The organism is Pseudoduganella aquatica, assembly GCF_009857595.1.
Taxonomy (GTDB): Bacteria; Pseudomonadota; Gammaproteobacteria; order Burkholderiales; family Burkholderiaceae_D; genus Rugamonas; species Rugamonas aquatica_A.
This window is the reverse complement of record NZ_WWCU01000019.1, coordinates 92,518-111,162: the sequence shown is the minus strand read 5'-3', so window position 1 is coordinate 111,162 and position 18,645 is coordinate 92,518. Positions and strand designations below refer to the sequence as shown.

Below are 18,645 nucleotides of genomic sequence, written 5' to 3'. Positions count from 1 at the left end.
TAATTACAGTTCGACTTCGGCGATGGCGGACATGCCGGGCACCAGGCGGCCGCTCAGCGCTTTCACGTCTTCCGGCTTGAAGGTGACCTTCACCGGCACGCGCTGCACGATCTTGGTGAAGTTGCCGGTGGCGTTATCGGCCGGCAGCAGCGCGAACTGGGCGCCGGAGGCGGGCGCGAAGCTGTCCACGCGGCCGACCAGGGTTTTGCCCGGCATGGCGTCGATGGTGACGTGCACCGGCTGGCCCACTTTCAGGTCGGCCAGCTGGGTTTCCTTGAAGTTGGCGGTGAGCCAGACGTTGTCCTGCACGATGGCGGTCAGCTGCTGGCCCGGCTGCACGCGCTGGCCCACTTCCAGCGAGCGCTTGCCGATGCGGCCAGTCACCGGTGCCAGGATGCGGTTGTAGGCCAGCTGCTGCTGGGCGTCCTTGAGCTGCACGCGCAGCACTTTCACTTGCGCCTTCAGCACGTCGCGCGCGGCGGCGGCGGCGGTGGTCTGGGCCTTGGCGGCGGCGGCGCTGTCCTTGCGCGCGGCCAGGTCGGCCACGGCGCTGGAGCGGCCTGCGTTGGCGGCGTCCAGTTCAGCCTTGGAGACGGCTTTCATCTGGCTGTTGTACAGCTGGCCGTAACGCTCGGCGTCCTGCCTGGCGCGCAGCAGCTGCGCTTCGGACTGCGCCACTTGCGCGGCGGCGGCGCCGGCCTGCGCGTTCACTTGCGCGATCTGCGCTTCCGACTGCAACACTTGCTGCTCGGCGGTGGCGATCTGCGCTTCGATCTGCTCCACTTTCACGTGCTGGTCGAACGGGTCCAGTTCGGCGATCACGTCGCCCTGCTTTACCAACTGGTTGTCTTCGATCAGCACCTTGGTCACCACGCCGGAGATGCGGGCAGACACCGGATGCACGTGGCCGGCCACGTAGGCGTTCTCGGTTTCCACGAAATGATGGCTGCGGTACCACATGCGCGCACCGGCGCCGATGGCGGCCAGCGCGATCAGGCCGGCGATCACCAGCACGCGGCGGTTCGGCGGCGTGGCGGCGGGGGCGGCAGGGGCTGCGCTCAGCATTTTTTGCTCTGCTTGGTTGGACATGTAGTGCTCCGGGATAATGAAATGGGATAGGTGCATTATTCGCCAAGTCCCAGTCCAAGTCAAGAAATGAAACGATTGCATTTCATTTTAATTTGGACTACAGTCCCCATCTGTTAAGATCTCGATCAAATCCATCGCTAGCTGCCATGACGCCCGCCAGTCCAGAAAAATTATCCTTATTGCCAGAACCCGAGCTGTTCGGCCTGCCCCTGTGCCCCGCCAAGACGGCGGGCCGGCCGCGCGCGTCCGAAGCCGAGGCGCGCACCCAGGAGCTGGTGGAAATCGCCGCCCGGCTGTTCCTGGAAAAGGGCTATAGCAAGGTCAGCCTGGAGATGATCGCCAAGCAGGCGCGCGTGGCGGTACGCACCATCTACGTGAAATTCGGCGGCAAGGCCGGCCTGTTCACGGCCGTCATCAATGCCGGCTGCGCGCACTTCTTCGCCACCATGCACGATATGGAAACCTCGGTGCGCCCGCTGCGCGAGATCCTGCTCGACTTCGGCCTGCGCTTCGGCCAGCTGGTGGCCTCACCGCAGGTGCTGGCCGTGCACCGCATGGTGATCGCCGAGTCCATGTCCAACCCGGAACTGGCGCAGGCCTTCTTCGAGGCCGGCCCAAGGCAGACCCGCGAGGCGCTGCAGCGCTTCTTCGCGCGCCCCGACATCCGCAGCCAGCTGCGCGGGGACATGACGCCGGAAGCGCTGACCGTGCATCTGCTGAACTGCATCATGGGCGACCAGCTGAAACGCTATCTCTTCGTCATCAATCAGACCCTGCCCATGCCCGACGTGCTGCGGCAGGTGGAGGTGGGCGTGGACCTGTTCCTGGGCGGCGCCTTGCAAAAGTAGAGTCAGTAGAAACCGGGCCAGGCCCGGTTTTTTTACGCCCCCGGCTAAGCGCTGCCACGCGCTTTGCCGTAAGCTAGGCCTTTACCCTCTCTTTGCACGAGTTACCGAACCGACGTGGCGCCACCCGACAACGACACCATTGCGCAATTGCTGTCCCTGCACCGCCCGCAAACGCTGGCGGCGCTGCTGCGCACCTTCCGCGACCTCGACCTGGCCCTGGCCGCATGGCAGGACGCGGCGATGCGCGCACGCCTGCTATGGCCCGGCACCGGCCTGCCCGGCGACCCGCTGGCCTGGCTGGTGGCCTGCGGCCGCAACGCCGGCATGGCGCCGGTGCGCCACCAGAGCAGCGCCTATTCCGACCCCGACCTGGTGGCCGACAGCATGGACGCCCTGCCCGGCCTGCAGCGCAACCTGGACTTCGTGCCCTTCCGCGACGACACGCTGCGCCTGCTCTACATCTGCGCCAATCCCGGCCTGCCGCCGTCCTACCAGATCGCGCTGCTGCTGCACACGGTCTGCGGCCTGACGGTGGCGCAGCTGGCGCACGCCTTCCTGCTGCGCCAGCCCGCCATGGAGCAGCGCATCGCGCGCGCCAAGCGGCGCGTGGCGGAAACCGGCACCTCCTTCGACGAACCGGCCGCACACGAGCGCGCGGCGCGGCTGAAAACCGTGCTGGCCATGGTGTATCTGCTGTTCAGCGAAGGCTACGCCTCGAGCAGCGGGCGGCAATACATCCGCATGGAGCTGTGCGAGGAGGCGATCCGCCTGGCGCGGCTGCTGGCGCGCATGTTCCCGCACGACGGCGGCGCGCTCGGCCTGGCGGCCCTGCTGATGCTGCAGCACGCGCGCTCCGGCGCGCGGGTGGACGCCAAGGGCGCCCTGATCCTGCTGGACGACCAGGACCGGCGGCGCTGGGACCTGGCCCTGATCGACGAGGCGCTGCCCATGGTGGACACGGCGCTGCACTGCCGCGAGCTGACGCCTTACCAGATCCAGGCGGCGGTGGCGGCGGTGCACGCGCAGGCCGAAACCGCCTCCGGCACCGACTGGGCCGAAATCGACCGCCTGTACGCGGTGCTGCAAGTGGTGCATCCCTCGCCCATCGTCACACTGAACCGGGCGGTGGCGGTGAACAAGCTGCGCGGACCCACTGCGGCGCTGGTGATGATAGAGCCGCTGGCGGCCGAGTTGTCCGGCTACGCCTACTATTTCAGCGTGCGCGGCATGCTGCTCAAGCGCCTGGGCCGCAACACCGACGCGCAGGCGGCCATGCTGCGCGCGCGCGAACTGGTCAACAGCGCGCCCGTGGCCAGCCATATCGACATGACGCTCAACCTGCTGTAACGGAGGGCTGCTGCCTTGATACGTAGCGCAAAACCGGAAATGGCACGGCTTGCCGGGATGGTGGTGGTCACGCTGCTGGCGGCGCTGCCGGGGCATGCAGCTGCGGCCACGGCCCTCGTCACGGACCACGTGCGGGCCGAGCTGCTGGCGCACTCGCCGCAGGGCGTCCAGCACGGCATGCCGCTGTGGCTGGGGCTATCGATCGAACATCAGCCGCACTGGCACACCTACTGGAAAAATCCCGGCGACTCCGGCCTGCCGACCACGCTCGCATGGACGCTGCCCACCGGATTTACGGCCGGCGACATTAGCTGGCCCACGCCGCAGCACTTGCCGCTAGGCCCCCTGCTGAACTACGGCTACGAAGGCCGCGTGCTGCTGCCGGTGCCGGTGACCGTCCCCGCAGGCTATGCGGGTAAAACGCTGGACATCAAACTGCACGCCGAATGGCTGGTATGCAAGGAAATCTGCCTGCCAGAATCAGGCGACTTCCTGCTGACCATCCCAACCGCCCAGCCCACGGCCGCGCACGAAGCCTTGTTCAACGCCGCCCGCGCCGCCGTGCCGGTAACAGTCCCGCAAGCCAGCGCCAGCGCCCGCGTGGACGGCAACGCGCTCGCCATGGAAGTGCGCGGCCTGCCCGCCGCCGCGCAAGGCCAGCCGCTGCGCCTGATGATGGAAGATGCCGGCGTGATCGACTACGCCGCCAAAGTAGACCAGCGCTGGACAGATGGCACGCTCCAGCTACGCGTTCCGCTCTCCGCGCAACGCAGCGAGAGCCCCGCCGCGCTGCAGATCATCCTGAAAGCCGCCACCCAGCCCGCCGGCTGGTCCATCCCTGTCCCGCTTGCAGGCGGCTGGCCCAACACCGCCAGCACAGCCAATCCGGGCACGGCTGGCGCCAGTTCAGCACCAAGCGCAAACGCGCCTGCCGCAGGCGCAGCAATTAGTTCGGGCGCGGCGGGCGCAGCCTCCGCCGGTGCCGCAAGCGGCGCCCCCGCCTTCCTGCTTACGCTGCTCTTCGCTTTCATCGGCGGCGCCATCCTGAACCTGATGCCCTGCGTGTTCCCCGTGCTGTCGCTCAAGCTGGTCAGCCTGGCGCAGCACGCCAACGAGCGCAAACAGGCAGTCGCCGGCGGCATTGCCTATACTGCAGGCGTGGTGCTGTCGTTTGCCGCGCTGGCAGGGCTGCTGCTGGCCCTGCGCGCGGGCGGTGAACAGCTGGGCTGGGGCTTCCAGCTGCAGTCCCCGACGGTGGTGTTCCTGCTGGCCGCCCTGTTCACCCTGATCGGCCTGAACCTGGCCGGCGTATTCGAATTCGGCACCATGCTGCCCAGCGCCCTGGCCAGCTTCCGCGCCAGGAACCGCCTGCTGGACGACGCCCTGAGCGGCGCGCTCGCGGTGGCGGTAGCGTCGCCCTGCACCGCGCCCTTCATGGGCGCCGCCATGGGCGCGGCACTGACGGAATCGCCCCCCAAGGCGCTGGCCATCTTCGTGGTGCTCGGCCTCGGCATGGCCGCGCCCTACCTGGCCGCATCCTGCTGGCCCGGCCTGGCTCGCGTGCTGCCGAAACCGGGCGCCTGGATGCAGCGCTTCAAGGTGCTGATGGCCTTCCCCATGTTCGCCACCGTCGTGTGGCTGGCCTGGGTGCTGGGCCAGCAGACCGGCATCGACGGCATGGCAGCCGCGCTGGCCATGCTGGTGGCGCTGGCCTTCGCCGCCTGGACGCTGGGCACGCCGGTCCGCACGCGCCGTACGCGCGTGCTGCTGGCAGGCGCAGGCCTGCTGACGCTGGCGGCCGCCGTCGGCACCGCCGGCCCGCTGCTGCGCGCCGACAGCGGCAACGGTAGCAATGAGGTCAGCGCAAAGAAAGAAACCCAGGCAGGCGCACGCTGGTCTGCCTGGTCCGAAACGGCAGTGGCGCAGGCGCGCGCGGCGGGCAAGCCGGTGTTCGTCGACTTCACCGCCGCGTGGTGCGTCACCTGCCAGTTCAACAAGCGGGCGACGCTGGCGGACGCCCGCCTGCTGGCGGACTTCGACGCCAGAAACGTCGTGCTGCTGCGCGCAGACTGGACCCGCCGCGATCCGGCCATCACGCAGCAATTGGCCCGGCTGGGCCGCAACGGGGTGCCGGTGTACGTGCTGTACGCACCCGGGGACGCCCCGCCGCAGTTGCTGTCCGAACTGCTGACGGTGGAACAAGTAAGGACGGCTTTGAAACAACTCTGACCTGAAAGGAAATCGCATGAAAACTCTGACGTTGACGGCAGCATTGATCGCAGGTTTGACGGCCAGCGCACTGGCCATGGCGCAAGCGGCGGTGGGCCAGCTTGCGCCGGCATTCACCGGCATCGACACCGCAGGCAAGCAGGTATCGCTGGAGAGCCTGAAAGGCAAATACGTGGTGCTCGAATGGGTCAACCCCGATTGTCCCTTCGTGCAAAAGCACTACAACAGCGGCAATATGCAAAGCACGCAAAAGCACGCCGCCGGCAAGCAGGTGGTGTGGCTGTCGGTGAGCACCAGCGCCGCGCCGGACGGCGATCCCAAATCGGCCGCCTCGCTGTCCAGCTGGGCCAAAGAGAAAAAAGCCACGGCCAACGCCATCCTGGTCGACAGCGGCAAGATCGGCCGTGCCTACGGCGCGCGCACCACGCCGCATATGTACTTGATCGATCCGGCCGGCAAACTGGTGTACGCCGGCGCCATTGACAGCAAGCCGAGCGCCAATGCCGCCGATATCGCCGGCGCCAGCAACTACGTGGTGCAGGCCATCGACGAAGTCACGGCGGGCAAGCCGGTCAGCAAACCAGTGACCCAGCCCTATGGCTGCTCGGTGAAATACGGCTAATCGGCAACACTGGCCGCGTACAAGGCGGCGCCCGGCGCGCCGCCGCTCGACTATTGCGCCGATTCGTGGCAGGATGCCCACTCGTTTAAATTCATACCGAGACATCAATGACCACCCCTAACAACGACGAACAATTCTGGCAACTTGTCGATTCCTTCATCAACCTGGCCAACGACAAGGCACAGACCATGGACCGCAACACCATCGGCCCAGCCATCCTGTTCGCGGCTACCCGCTTCAACGCCTACATGCTGGCCGTATCCACTGGCGAGCAAGCTGCCTTTTCCCAGCAAAAGGAAGCGGCGATGCAGTACTACAAAGAGCAGCACGAGAAGATGTTGAACGATAACTTCGGCGATTTCGAAACCAATTTCGAAAAGTACCGCACCAAGTAATCGCGCGGGACGCAGTTCCAGCCCCGGGATCCCGGTCGCCGGGGCGATCAGCCGCCTGGCCCTCATCAAGGCCGGGCGGTTTGTCATTCAGCCCGCTTTAGAGCAGCGCGGTAAGCCCTGTAGAGCAGATAGCTCTGCAACATCATCACCAGATAGCCGCGCCACCAGCCTTGCGCCATGCTCAGGAAGCTGCGCGTATCACTGGGATGCGAAAATAAACCGCATGCAGTTTGGCCGCGATCAACGCCATCATCTTTGGCCTCGGCTAGCCTTTGAACTTCCACCAGCGTCGGCTAATTAAGCCGAAAAACGGAGGTTTGACATGGCCACATCCAAACAGAACAAGGAATTAAGTGGCGCTCAATGGGCGCGGCGCTTTCCGGGTAGCAGAGACACCAAAGACCTAAACGGCACATTCCGCCACGCGGTTGAAGACTTTATACATGCCATGACTGAAGCTGGCATCAAGGTTGAAATAGATGCCACCTACAGGCCGGCAAAACGATCCTACCTGATGCATTGGGCTTGGCGCATAGCGAATGACAAGACGGACGCCAGCTCAATTCCAGCTATGGTTGGCGTGGATATAGAATGGCAGCATCCGGCATCTGCTGAATCCATGCGCGCAGCAAAAGATATGGTTGACGCCCTTTCGCTGCGACGCCTGCGCACAAAGCCGGCCCTTCGCTCCCAACATAACCTGGGGCTGGCAATCGACATGTCACTGACTTGGCGTGGCGCCGTATCAGTGAAGGATGCAAACGGGAAGCTGGTTCAAATCAAATCACTGCCTCGCAACGGAATGAATCGGCAACTGATCGAAGTCGGAGCGACCTACGGCGTGAAGAAATACGCTGGCAGCGGGAGAGATGTACCTCATTGGTCAAACAACGGGCGCTAGCGCAGGGGAAAATGATGCAGATGAAAACCTTGGCTGTGCTTGCATGCTTTATGGCGTCCGGCACCACGCAAGCGAGCAGCGCCACACCGAAAGATGTCCAGGCATTCATTCGCAACGCCAATGCTTGCGAACATTTCGCGGGAGAATTTGACGGCAGTTTAAGCGAAAAGCGGCAGCGGGAAATCGAGCGGTCTGTCGTCAAGCATTGTCAAGCCGCTCAAAAACAACTTGAGCAGCTAAGCGCCAAATACAAAAATGATCCCCGCGTGTCAGAAATAATTCGCGCTCAAACAAACGATTCTGTAACCAGCTTTCGGTAAGACGAAAAAAGCCCGGTGCGGACACCGGGCTTTAGGGAGATGCTTGCAGCTTAACGCTTGCGCGGCGGAGGCAGGTCGGTGCAGACGCCTTCGTACACTTCGGCGGCCATGCCGATCGACTCGCCCAGGGTTGGGTGCGGGTGGATGGTCTTGCCGATGTCGGTGCCGTCGCAGCCCATTTCGATGGCCAGCGCGATTTCGCCGATCATGTCGCCAGCGTGCGTGCCGACGATGGTGCCGCCGATGATGCGGTGCGTTTCAGCGTCGAACAGCAGCTTGGTGAAGCCTTCGGCGCGGCCGTTGGCCACGGCGCGGCCGCTTGCCGCCCAAGGGAAGTGGCCCTTCTCGACCTTGATGCCCTTGGCTTTCGCTTCGTCTTCGGTAATGCCGGCCCATGCCACTTCCGGATCGGTGTAGGCCACCGACGGAATCACCTTCACGTCGAAGTGCGACTTCTGGCCTGCCGCAGCTTCCGCTGCAACGTGGCCTTCGTGCACCGCCTTGTGCGCCAGCATGGGCTGGCCCACCAGGTCGCCGATGGCGAAGATGTTGGGCACGTTGGTGCGCATCTGGCTGTCGACGTTGATGAAGCCGCGATCGGTGACGATCACGCCGGCTTTTTCAGCGGCGATCTTCTTGCCGTTCGGGCTGCGGCCCACGGCCACCAGCACCAGGTCGTAGATCTGCGGCGCTGGCGCGGTGGCGCCGGCTTCCGCTGCTTCGAACGTGACCTTGATGCCTTCCGGCAGGGCCTCGACCGCAACCGTCTTGGTCTTGGTCATGATGTTGTCGAAGCGCTTCTCGTTGAACTTTTGCCAGACTTTGACCGCGTCGCGGTCCGCGCCTTGCATCAGGCCGTCCATCATTTCAACCACGTCGATGCGCGCGCCGAAGGTGGAGTACACCGTCGCCATTTCCAGGCCGATGATGCCGCCGCCGATCACCAGCATGCGTTTCGGGATCTGGCGCAGTTCCAGCGCGCCGGTCGAATCGACGATGCGCGGATCTTCCGGCACGAACGGCAGCTTCACTACAGCCGAACCGGCCGCGATGATGGCTTGCTTGAACTGGACGACTTTCTTGCTGCCGTCTTTCGCCGTCACTTCGATGTGGTTCGCGCTCAGGAACTGGCCTACGCCGGTGACGATCTGCGTCTTGCGTGCCTTGGCCATGCCGGCCAGGCCGCCGGTCATGTTCTTGATCACGCCTTCCTTGTACTTGCGTACCTGGTCGATGTCGATGGTCGGCTTGGCGAAGGTAACGCCGGTGTTGGACATGTGCGCGGTCTCGTCGATCACGGACGCCACGTGCAGCAGCGCTTTCGACGGGATGCAGCCCACGTTCAGGCACACGCCGCCCAGCGTTTCGTAACGCTCGACGATCACGGTGTTCAGGCCCAGGTCGGCGGCGCGGAAGGCGGCCGAGTAGCCGCCAGGACCGCCGCCCAGCACCATCATGTCGCAGTCGATGTCGACCTGGCCGGCATAGCTGCTACCGGCTGGTGCGGCGATCGGCGCGGCAGGAGCAGCAGCGGCGGCTGGCGCCGGAGCTGCTGCGGCAGGTGCAGGTGCTGCGGCGGCCGGAGCTGCGGCAGCGGCGCCCGCTGCGGCTTCCAGCACCAGCAGCACAACGCCTTCCTTGACCTTGTCGCCAACCTTGACCTTCAGTTCTTTCACCACGCCGCCGTGCGACGAAGGCACTTCCATGCTGGCCTTGTCCGATTCGACGGTGATGAGCGACTGGTCGGCCTTGATCGTATCGCCGACCTTGACCATCACTTCAATCACTTCCACCTCGGCGAAGTCGCCGATGTTAGGGACTTTGACTTCTACTGTGCTCATAGTCGCTCCTTACAGCAGAATTTTGCGCATGTCGCCGAGCACTTCGCTCAGGTACACGGAGAAGCGGGCGCCCATTGCACCGTCGACCACGCGGTGGTCGTAGGACAGCGACGTACCCATCATCAGGCGCGGCTGGAAGGCCTTGCCGTCCCATACCGGCTTGATCGACGCTTTGGACAGGCCCAGGATGGCCACTTCCGGCGCGTTGACGATAGGCGTGAAGTGCGTGCCGCCAATGCCGCCCAGCGACGAGATGGTGAAGGTGGCGCCTTGCATGTCGGTCGGCTTCAGCTTGCCTTCTCGCGCTTGCAGCGACAGCTCGGTCATTTCGCGGGCGATCTGCGAAACGGACTTCTGGTCGGCGTTCTTCACAACCGGCACCACCAGGCCGTTCGGCGTGTCGGCTGCGAAGCCGATGTTGTAGTACTTCTTCAGGATCAGGTTTTCGCCATTGGCGTCCAGCGATGCATTGAAGGTCGGGAATTTCTTCAGCGCGGCGACAGATGCCTTGATGACGAAGGCCAGCATAGTCAGCTTGGCTGCGTCCTTGTTCTTGGCATTGGCGTTGTTGGTCTCGACGCGGAACGCTTCCAGATCGGTGATGTCTGCATCGTCGAACTGCGTGACGTGCGGGATCTGCACCCAGTTGCGGTGCAGGTTAGGACCGGAGATCTTCTTGATGCGCGACAGGGGCAGCAGTTCGGTTTCACCGAATTTGCTGAAGTCCAGCGACGGCCATGCCAGCACGTTGAAGTTGCCGCCGCCCGAAGCGCCGGCAGGAGCGGCAGCGCCCGCAGGAGCTGCGGTAGTGCCGGCCATCACGCCCTTGACGAAGTTCTGCACGTCCAGCTGGGTGATGCGGCCTTTCTGGCCGCTGCCTGGCACTTTGCCCAGGTCCACGCCCAGTTCGCGGGCGAACTTACGGATCGATGGCGATGCGTGCGCCAGCTTGCTGGTTTCAACCGAGCCTTGCGATACGGCCGGAGCTGCTGCAGCGGCTGGCGCCGGAGCTGCGGCTGGTGCGGCGGCAGGAGCCGAAGCGGCGGCGGGTGCAGCGGCAGGGGCGGCAGCGGCTGGCGCCGAAGCTGCGCCGCCGGTGGCTTCAACCACCAGCACGACCGTGCCCATGGCAACCTTGTCGCCCAGCTTGACTTTGACTTCCTTGACCACGCCAGCGTGCGACGAAGGAATCTCCATGCTGGCCTTGTCCGATTCAACGGTCAGCAGCGACTGGTCCACCTTGATGGTGTCGCCAACCTTGACCATCACTTCGATGACTTCCACTTCCTTGAAGTCGCCGATGTCCGGTACTTTTACTTCGACAGGGCCGGAGGCGGCGGCCGGTGCTGCGGCCGGAGCCGGTGCAGCAGCGGCAGGCGCTGGTGCTGCAGCTGCCGGAGCAGCAGCGGCAGGGGCGGCCGGCGTGCTGGCAGTGCCAGCACCCGCGGCAGCGCCGTCAGCTTCCAGCAACAGCAGCAGCGAACCTTCCGCAACCTTGTCGCCTACCTTGACCTTGATTTCCTTCACCACGCCGGCGGCGCTCGAAGGAATCTCCATGCTGGCCTTATCCGATTCAACGGTAATCAGCGACTGGTCTACTTTGATCGTGTCGCCGACTTTGATCATCAGCTCGATGATTTCAACTTCTTTGAAATCGCCGATATCCGGGACTTTAACTTCCACAATGCTCATAGCGTTTGCTCCGTTTCTTTTTCTCAGCGGATTATTGGGTCACCGGATTTGGCTTGTCCGCGTTCAGGCCGTACTTGACGATAGCCTGTTCAACCACGGACACGTCGATCTTGCCTTCTTCCGACAGCGATTTCAGCGCAGCGACCGTGATGTAGTAACGGTTCACTTCGAAGAACTCGCGCAGTGCGGCGCGGGTGTCCGAGCGGCCGAAACCGTCGGTGCCCAGCACGCGGTAGGTGCGGTCTTTCGGGATGAAGGCGCGGATCTGTTCAGCAAACGCACGCATGTAGTCGGTGGTCGCCACGATAGGACCGGTGGTGTCCTTCATCAGCTGCGCCACGTAAGGCACGCGCGGTTCCTTGGTCGGGTTGACCAGGTTCCAGCGTTCCGCATCCTGGCCGTCGCGCGCCACCAGGGTCAGCGACGGTGCGGACCACACGTCGGCCGCGATGTTCCAGTCGTTCTTCAGCAGTTCCTGTGCGAACAGCGATTCGCGCAGGATGGTGCCGGAACCCATCAGCTGCACGCGCTGCTTCAGCGACTTGTCGCCTTCCTGCAGCAGGTACAGGCCCTTCAGGATGCCCTCTTCCTGGCCCGGCTTGATGCCTGGGTGCGGGTAGTTCTCGTTCATGATGGTGATGTAGTAGAACACGTCTTCCTGGTCTTCCACCATGCGGCGCAGGCCGTCCTGGATGATCACGGCGACTTCGTGGCCGAAGGTCGGATCGTAAGGCATGCAGTTCGGTACAGCCGCTGCGAACAGGTGGCTATGGCCGTCTTCGTGCTGCAGGCCCTCGCCGTTCAGCGTGGTGCGGCCTGCGGTGCCGCCCATCAGGAAGCCACGGGCGCGCATGTCGGCGGCGGCCCATACCAGGTCGCCGATACGCTGCATGCCGAACATCGAGTAGTACGTGTAGAACGGAATCATCACGCGGTTGTTGGTCGAGTACGAGGTCGCGGCTGCGATCCACGAGCTCATGCCGCCCGCTTCATTGATACCTTCCTGCAGGATCTGGCCGGCCTTGTCTTCGCGGTAGTACATCACCTGGTCTTTGTCGACCGGCTCGTACAACTGGCCTTGCTGGTTGAAGATGCCAACCTGGCGGAACAGGCCTTCCATACCGAAGGTACGCGATTCATCGACCAGGATAGGCACGATGCGCGCGCCGATGCTCGGGTCTTTCAGCAGCGTGGTCAGGATACGGACGAAGGTCTGGGTGCTCGACACTTCGCGGCCTTCGGCGGTCGCGTCCAGCACGTTCTGGAATGCGGTCAGCGCCGGCACGGTCAGCTTCTCGTCGGCTTGCATGCGGCGCTGCGGCAGGTAGCCGCCCAGCGCGGCGCGGCGCTCGTGCAGGTACTTGATTTCCGGCGCGTCGTCGGCAGGCTTGTAGAACGGGATGTCGGCCAGCTTGTCGTCCGGGATAGGGATCGAGTAGCGGTCGCGCATTTCGCGCACGGCTTCGTCGGTCAGCTTCTTGGTGTTGTGCGCGGTGTTGCGCGCTTCGCCGTGCTTGCCCATGCCGAAGCCCTTGATGGTCTTCACCAGCAGGACGGTAGGCTGGCCCTTGTGTTCCTGCGCCACTTTGAAGGCGGCGTAGATCTTGTGCGGATCGTGGCCGCCGCGGGTCAGGCGCCAGATGTCGTCGTCGGTCATGTTGGCGACCATTTCCAGCAGCTTCGGATGCTTGCCGAAGAAGTTGGCGCGCACATAGGCGCCGTCCTTGGCCTTGTAGTTCTGGTATTCGCCGTCCAGCGTTTCCATCATCACTTTTTGCAGGATGCCTTCTTTGTCCTGCTTCAGCAGCGCGTCCCAGCCCGGACCCCAGATGACTTTGACCACGTTCCAGCCGGCGCCGCGGAAGTCCGCTTCCAGTTCCTGGATAATCTTGCCGTTGCCGCGCACAGGGCCGTCCAGGCGCTGCAGGTTGCAGTTGACCACGATAACCAGGTTGTCCAGGCGTTCGCGCGCAGCCATGCCGATGGCGCCCAGCGATTCCGGTTCGTCCATCTCGCCGTCGCCGCAGAATGCCCAGACCTTACGGTCGGTGGTGTCGGCGATGGAGCGGGCGTGCAGGTACTTCAGGAAGCGCGCCTGGTAGATGGCCATCAGCGGGCCCAGGCCCATGGACACGGTAGGGAACTGCCAGAAGTTCGGCATCAGTTTCGGGTGCGGATACGACGACAGACCCTTGCCGCCGACTTCGCGGCGGTAATGGGTCAGTTGTTCTTCGCTCAGGCGGCCTTCCAGGAAGGCGCGCGCGTACACGCCGGGCGAGGAGTGGCCCTGGATGTACAGCAGGTCGCCGCCATGGCTTTCGCTAGGCGCTTTCCAGAAGTGGTTGAAGCCGATGCCCAGCATATTGGCCAGCGAGGCGAAGGAGGACAGGTGGCCGCCCAGGTCGCCGTCAACGCGGTTGGCCTTGACCACCATGGCCATGGCGTTCCAGCGCATCCACGAGCGCAGCTTCTCTTCATATTCCAGGTTGCCCGGGCAGTGCTGCTCCAGGTGGGCCGGAATGGTGTTGACGTAGGCCGTGTTGGCCGAGAACGGGATATCCGAGCCGCTCTGGCGGGCCAGATCGATCAAGCGTTCCATCAGATAGTGCGCGCGGTCCGGGCCTTCTTTTTCCAGGACGGCTTGTAGCGCCTCCAGCCATTCTTTGGTTTCCTGCGCGTCAGAATCGTTGGCGGTGAGTGCCGTGACCTGGTCAAGTTGAGGTGCCATGCGTTGAGTCTCCTAGTGTGAGTGCCCGGATCGCTGTCGGACGGTGCTGCGTGATTATTTACTAAGACTTCGGATTAGTGTGAAGATTCTAACAGTGATTTCCCTATTTTTCAAATTGCGATACATCATTTCATATAGTGAAATATCCCGTTTTTGCTTGCCTGTATAATTCTGCTTTTCCCTCCCACCTCTCCAAAAATCATGTCTGCTCAACTGATCGACGGTATCGCCCTCTCCCAAAAACTGCGCGCTGAAATTGCCGAACGCGCCGCCAAACTCACCGCCCAGGGCAAACAGCCCGGCCTGGCCGTGATCCTGGTCGGCGAAGACCCGGCTTCGCAGGTCTACGTCCGCAACAAAGTGAAAGCCTGCGGCGACGTCGGTTTCCACTCGGTGCTGGAGAAGTACGAGGCGGACCTGAGCGAAGCGGCCCTGCTGGCGCGCATCGATGCGCTCAACAACGACCCGGCCATCCACGGCATCCTGGTGCAAATGCCGCTGCCCAAGCACATCAACCCGCACAAGGTCATTGAAGCCATCTCCACCTCGAAAGACGTGGACGGCTACTCGGTGCTGAGCGCCGGCGAGCTGATGACCGGCCTGGAAGGCTTCCGCCCCTGCACCCCATACGGCTGCATGAAGCTGATCGAATCCACCGGCGTGGACCTGCGCGGCAAGCACGCCGTCGTCATCGGCCGCAGCAACACGGTCGGCAAACCTATGGCCCTGCTGCTCTTGCAAGCCAACGCTACCGTCACCATCTGCCATAGCGCCACCCCGGACCTGGGCCTGTACACCCGCCAGGCCGACGTGGTGGTGGCCGCAGTGGGCCGCCGCAATACGCTCACCGCTGATATGGTGAAACCGGGCGCCATCGTGATCGACGTGGGCATGAACCGCGACGACGCGGGCAAGCTGTGCGGCGACGTGGATTTTGCCGGCATCAAGGAAGTGGCATCGCACATCACGCCCGTACCAGGCGGCGTGGGTCCGATGACCATCACCATGCTGCTGATGAACACCATCGAATCGGCCGAGCGTAAATAATCAACCTTCACGGCCACATTGGACAGACTATGACTACTGACGCAAGCAACAATCCCCTGCTGGACTTCTCCGGCCTGCCCCGTTTCGACGCCATCACGGCCGAACACGTGACGCCGGCCATCGACCACCTGCTGGAAAAGAGCTACGCCGTGGTCGCCGCGCTGGAAGCCCCCACCGACGAAGTGACGTGGGACAACTTCGTGGCGCCGCTGGAAGACGCCTCGGAGCTGCTGGGCCGCGCCTGGGGCGTGGTCAGCCATCTGAACAATGTGGTCGACACGCCCGAGCTGCGCGCGGCCTACAACGAGAACCAGCCGAAGATGACCGAGTTCGGCACCGCCGTGGCGCAAAACGAGGCGCTGTTCGCCAAGTACAAGGCGCTGCGCGCCAGCGCCGGCTTCGACGCGCTGGAACCGGCGCGCAAACGCATCATCGACAACGCCATCCGCGACTTCCGCATGGGCGGCGCGGAACTGCCGGCCGAACAGAAAGAGCGCTTCGCCGCCATCCAGGAAGAACACGCGGCGGTCTCGACGCGCTTCTCGGAAAACGTGCTGGACGCCACCAACGACTATAAATTGACGGTCGAGGACGAGGCCGACCTGGCCGGCCTGCCGGACGACGCCAGGCAGGCCGCCAAGGCGCTGGCCGAGAAGGAAGGCAAGCCGGGCTGGATGTTCTCGCTGCACTTCCCGTCCTACTACCCCATCCTGCAATTCGCGGACAAGCGCGCGCTGCGCGAAACCGTGTACCGCGCCAACGCCACCAAGGCGTCCGATCTGGGCGAGGTGTTCAGCAAGCGCGAGGACTGGGACAACACCGGCAACATCGTCACGCTGCTGAAGCTGCGCGACGAGGAAGCCAAGCTGCTGGGCTACAAGAATTTCGCCGAAGTCTCGCTGGTGCCCAAGATGGCCAAGGATCCCGAGCAGGTGATCGCCTTCCTGGAAGACCTGGCGCGCCGCGCGCGGCCCTACGCCGAGCAGGACTACGCCGAGCTGAGCACCTTCGCCAAGGACGAGCTGGGCATAGACCAGCTGCAAGCCTGGGACATCCCCTACGCGTCCGAAAAGCTGCAGGAAGCCCGCTACGCCTTCTCGGCGCAGGAAGTGAAGCAGTACTTCCCCGAGCACAAGGTGGTGGACGGCCTGTTCCGCCTGATTTCCTCGCTGTTCTCCGTCACCATCGCCCCGGACGAGGCGCCCGCCTGGCACAAGGACGTGCGCTTCTTCCGCATCGAGCGCGACGGCAAGCTGCTGGGCCAGTTCTACCTGGACCTGTACGCGCGCGCCGGCAAGAGCGGCGGCGCCTGGATGGACGACGCGCGCGGCCGCCGCCTGGGCGCGAACGGCCAGCTGCAAACGCCGGTCGCCTATCTCACCTGTAACTTCACCGAACCGGCCGTTATCGACGGCAAAGTGCAGCCATCGCTGTTCACGCACGACGAAGTCATCACCCTGTTCCACGAATTCGGCCACGGCCTGCACCACATGCTGACCCAGGTAAACGAGCTGGGCGTGTCCGGCATCTCCGGCGTGGAATGGGATGCTGTGGAACTGCCGTCGCAGTTCATGGAAAACTTCTGCTGGGAATGGGAAGTGCTGAGCCACATGACCGCGCACGCGGCCACCGGCGCCGCCCTGCCGCGCGCGCTGTACGACAAGATGCTGGCCGCCAAGAACTTCCAGTCCGGCATGCAGACGCTGCGCCAGGTCGAGTTCTCGCTGCTGGACATGCATCTGCACTACGACTTCCAGCCGGACGGCGCCAAGACCGTGCAGCAGGTGATCGACGAAGTGCGCGCCAAGTTCTCCATCGTGATCCCGCCGGCGTTCAACCGCTTCCAGAACTCCTTCGGCCACATCTTTGCGGGCGGCTACGCGGCAGGCTACTATAGCTACAAATGGGCCGAAGTGCTGTCCGCCGACGCCTACGCAGCCTTCGAGGAAGCCCAGGCGCTGGGCGAAGACGCGGTATCGGAAACCGGCAAGCGCTACCTGCGCGAAATCCTGTCGGTGGGCGGCTCGCGCCCTGCGCTGGAATCGTTCACGGCCTTCCGCGGCCGCGAACCCAGCATAGACGCCCTGCTGCGCCACAGCGGCATGGCGGCATAAGGAGGAATGATGCAACTGCGGCTGGCAATGGTTTTACTTATGTGCGCAGGCACGGCCAGCGCGCAGATGTATAAATGGAAGGACGCCAAGGGCGTGACGCATTACAGCGACACGCCCCCGCCGGCATCCGCGCCTGGCAAGGCGGTGGAGCTGAAATCCTTCAGCACCGGCAGCCAGCCCGCGCTGCCGGCCGAACTGGCAGCCGCCGTGCAAAGCCGCCCGGTCACGCTGTACACCACCGCCAGCTGCGCCGGCTGCGACCAGGGCCGCGCCCTGCTGCAGGCGCGCGGCATTCCCTACACCGAAAAAACCGTCAACAGCGTGGAAGACCACGCCGTGCTCAAGCGCGCCGGCAGCGCGGGCCAGCTGCCGCTGCTGCTGATAGGACGCGGCAAGCAGGTCGGCTTTGAGCAAAGCACCTGGGACACGCTGCTGTCCGACGCCGGCTATCCCACCCAGCCCATGCTGCCCGCCGGCTACAGCAATCCTGCGCCCGCCCCGGCTGCGCCGCCGCCCGGTCCCAGCGCCCAGGAGCGCGCGCTGGCGGAGTCGAAAGCTGCCGCAAAAGCGGCTGCGGAGCAAGCGGATCGTGAACGCCGTTTGCGCCCAGTCAACGCTCCGCCGGATTTCCAATTCTAAAGTCCGGCTACGGTTAAAATGCTGGACCGACACTCGCTTTGCCAGTCCAGCCATGACCCGTATCGATTTCCATACCAACGTTCCCGACAAGATAGCCTACGCCTGCCGCCTGGTGCGCAAGGCCTATGCGGCGCGCAACCGCATCGTGCTGATGGCCGAGGATATGGAGCAGTTGGCCGATCTTGACGAGGCTTTATGGACGTTTTCCGGCGTCGACTACCTGCCGCATGTGCTCTGCGGCGACGCGCTGGCGGCCGAAACGCCCATCGTGCTGGCCTGCAGCGACGAGGCCGAGCTGCCGCATACCGACCTGCTGGTGAATCTGTCGAGCCGCACGCCCGCCATCTTCCCCCGCTTCCAGCGCGTGATCGAAGTGGTGTCGTCGGAAGAAAACGACGCAGCGGCCGGACGCAAGCGCTATGTGTCGTATAAACAGCAGGAATACCAACCCACCCACTTCGTCGCCAACAAATCATGAGCCCAGCCCATCCGTTTGATGCGTCCATCCCCGTCCTGACCGAAGTGCTGGACGATGAGCCCGTTGTTCTCGAGCCTGCTGCGGTGCAGCAGGCTCCCGTTCCGCAGCCGCAGCCGAACGAATGGGAAACGCTGGAGCGCCAGCTCTGCGAACGCATCCTGGGACAGCTGCAATCGCGCGTCGATTTCGTGCTGGAGCAGCGCATCAAAGACAGCATGGAAGAAGTGCTGAGCCACGCCTTGCGCGGGCTGACGGCGGAGATCCGCAGCGGCCTGCACGACACCCTGTCCAAGATCGTCAGCCGCGCCGTGGCGCAAGAGCTGACCCATCTGCAAGCGCAGAAAAAATAGTATCA

At 63.9% G+C, this 18,645-nt stretch carries 17 protein-coding genes; 12 read left to right on the top strand and 5 right to left on the bottom strand.

What is annotated here, in order from left to right:
* Positions 1–3 precede the first annotated feature (3 nt).
* A complete protein-coding gene (locus GTP77_RS17365; protein WP_161073401.1) occupies positions 4–1,089 on the bottom strand; it encodes an HlyD family secretion protein in 1,086 nt (361 codons plus the stop codon).
* A gap of 179 nt (positions 1,090–1,268) precedes the next feature.
* On the opposite strand from GTP77_RS17365, the gene GTP77_RS17360 reads away from it, so the two are divergent.
* The 5 genes from GTP77_RS17360 to GTP77_RS17340 all read left to right on the top strand — a co-directional run bounded on the left by GTP77_RS17360 (position 1,269) and on the right by GTP77_RS17340 (position 6,530).
* Positions 1,269–1,937: a TetR/AcrR family transcriptional regulator gene (locus GTP77_RS17360; RefSeq protein ID WP_228893626.1), complete on the top strand. Its 669-nt coding sequence runs from the start codon at positions 1,269–1,271 to the stop codon at positions 1,935–1,937.
* Positions 1,938–2,051: 114 nt separating this feature from the next.
* The gene (locus tag GTP77_RS17355; RefSeq protein ID WP_371869368.1) at positions 2,052–3,284 is read left to right on the top strand and encodes an RNA polymerase sigma factor; all 1,233 of its coding nucleotides are present in this window, start codon (positions 2,052–2,054) and stop codon (positions 3,282–3,284) included.
* Between the two features lie 39 nt (positions 3,285–3,323).
* Positions 3,324–5,513, top strand: coding sequence for a protein-disulfide reductase DsbD family protein (locus tag GTP77_RS17350; protein ID WP_229202243.1), 2,190 nt, complete (start codon positions 3,324–3,326; stop codon positions 5,511–5,513).
* 16 nt (positions 5,514–5,529) lie between these two features.
* A complete protein-coding gene (locus GTP77_RS17345; RefSeq protein ID WP_161073399.1) occupies positions 5,530–6,135 on the top strand; it encodes a redoxin domain-containing protein in 606 nt (201 codons plus the stop codon).
* Between the two features lie 107 nt (positions 6,136–6,242).
* The gene (locus GTP77_RS17340; RefSeq protein ID WP_161073398.1) at positions 6,243–6,530 is read left to right on the top strand and encodes a DUF3144 domain-containing protein; all 288 of its coding nucleotides are present in this window, start codon (positions 6,243–6,245) and stop codon (positions 6,528–6,530) included.
* Positions 6,531–6,613: 83 nt separating this feature from the next.
* Here GTP77_RS17340 and GTP77_RS17335 read toward each other — a convergent pair whose 3' ends face one another.
* Entirely contained in the window at positions 6,614–6,814 is a 201-nt protein-coding gene (locus GTP77_RS17335) for a hypothetical protein (protein ID WP_161073397.1), read from the bottom strand.
* Between the two features lie 38 nt (positions 6,815–6,852).
* Between GTP77_RS17335 and GTP77_RS17330 the strand changes: the two genes are divergently transcribed.
* Positions 6,853–7,431 carry a peptidoglycan-binding domain-containing protein gene (locus GTP77_RS17330; RefSeq protein WP_161073396.1) on the top strand — a complete coding sequence of 193 codons (579 nt, stop codon included), beginning with the start codon at positions 6,853–6,855 and terminating at the stop codon, positions 7,429–7,431.
* An 11-nt stretch (positions 7,432–7,442) separates the two neighbouring features.
* Positions 7,443–7,751 (top strand): hypothetical protein, encoded by a 309-nt coding sequence (locus GTP77_RS17325; protein ID WP_161073395.1) that lies wholly within the window; start codon positions 7,443–7,445, stop codon positions 7,749–7,751.
* Positions 7,752–7,801: 50 nt separating this feature from the next.
* Here GTP77_RS17325 and lpdA read toward each other — a convergent pair whose 3' ends face one another.
* The 3 genes from lpdA to aceE are packed head-to-tail and all read right to left on the bottom strand — an operon-like array spanning position 7,802 to position 14,012.
* Positions 7,802–9,592, bottom strand: a complete 1,791-nt coding sequence (gene lpdA, locus GTP77_RS17320; protein WP_161073394.1) for a dihydrolipoyl dehydrogenase — start codon at positions 9,590–9,592, stop codon at positions 7,802–7,804.
* Positions 9,593–9,601: 9 nt separating this feature from the next.
* Complete coding sequence (gene aceF, locus GTP77_RS17315; protein ID WP_161073393.1) at positions 9,602–11,284, bottom strand: dihydrolipoyllysine-residue acetyltransferase; 1,683 nt, start codon at positions 11,282–11,284, stop codon at positions 9,602–9,604.
* A gap of 31 nt (positions 11,285–11,315) precedes the next feature.
* Positions 11,316–14,012 carry a pyruvate dehydrogenase (acetyl-transferring), homodimeric type gene (aceE, locus tag GTP77_RS17310; protein WP_161073392.1) on the bottom strand — a complete coding sequence of 899 codons (2,697 nt, stop codon included), beginning with the start codon at positions 14,010–14,012 and terminating at the stop codon, positions 11,316–11,318.
* A 201-nt stretch (positions 14,013–14,213) separates the two neighbouring features.
* Here aceE and folD point away from each other — a divergent pair, with 201 nt between their 5' ends.
* From folD to GTP77_RS17285, 5 genes are read left to right on the top strand one after another with little or no spacing between them, the layout of a single operon-like run.
* Positions 14,214–15,059: a bifunctional methylenetetrahydrofolate dehydrogenase/methenyltetrahydrofolate cyclohydrolase FolD gene (gene folD / locus GTP77_RS17305; RefSeq protein ID WP_161073391.1), complete on the top strand. Its 846-nt coding sequence runs from the start codon at positions 14,214–14,216 to the stop codon at positions 15,057–15,059.
* Between the two features lie 29 nt (positions 15,060–15,088).
* A complete protein-coding gene (locus GTP77_RS17300; RefSeq protein WP_161073390.1) occupies positions 15,089–17,173 on the top strand; it encodes a M3 family metallopeptidase in 2,085 nt (694 codons plus the stop codon).
* Positions 17,174–17,200: 27 nt separating this feature from the next.
* Complete coding sequence (locus tag GTP77_RS17295; RefSeq protein WP_229202242.1) at positions 17,201–17,812, top strand: glutaredoxin family protein; 612 nt, start codon at positions 17,201–17,203, stop codon at positions 17,810–17,812.
* A gap of 52 nt (positions 17,813–17,864) precedes the next feature.
* Entirely contained in the window at positions 17,865–18,290 is a 426-nt protein-coding gene (locus tag GTP77_RS17290; RefSeq protein WP_161073388.1) for a DNA polymerase III subunit chi, read from the top strand.
* Entirely contained in the window at positions 18,287–18,640 is a 354-nt protein-coding gene (locus GTP77_RS17285; RefSeq protein WP_161073387.1) for a DUF2486 family protein, read from the top strand. The genes GTP77_RS17290 and GTP77_RS17285 overlap by 4 nt, the downstream gene beginning before the upstream one ends.
* Positions 18,641–18,645: the final 5 nt, after the last annotated feature.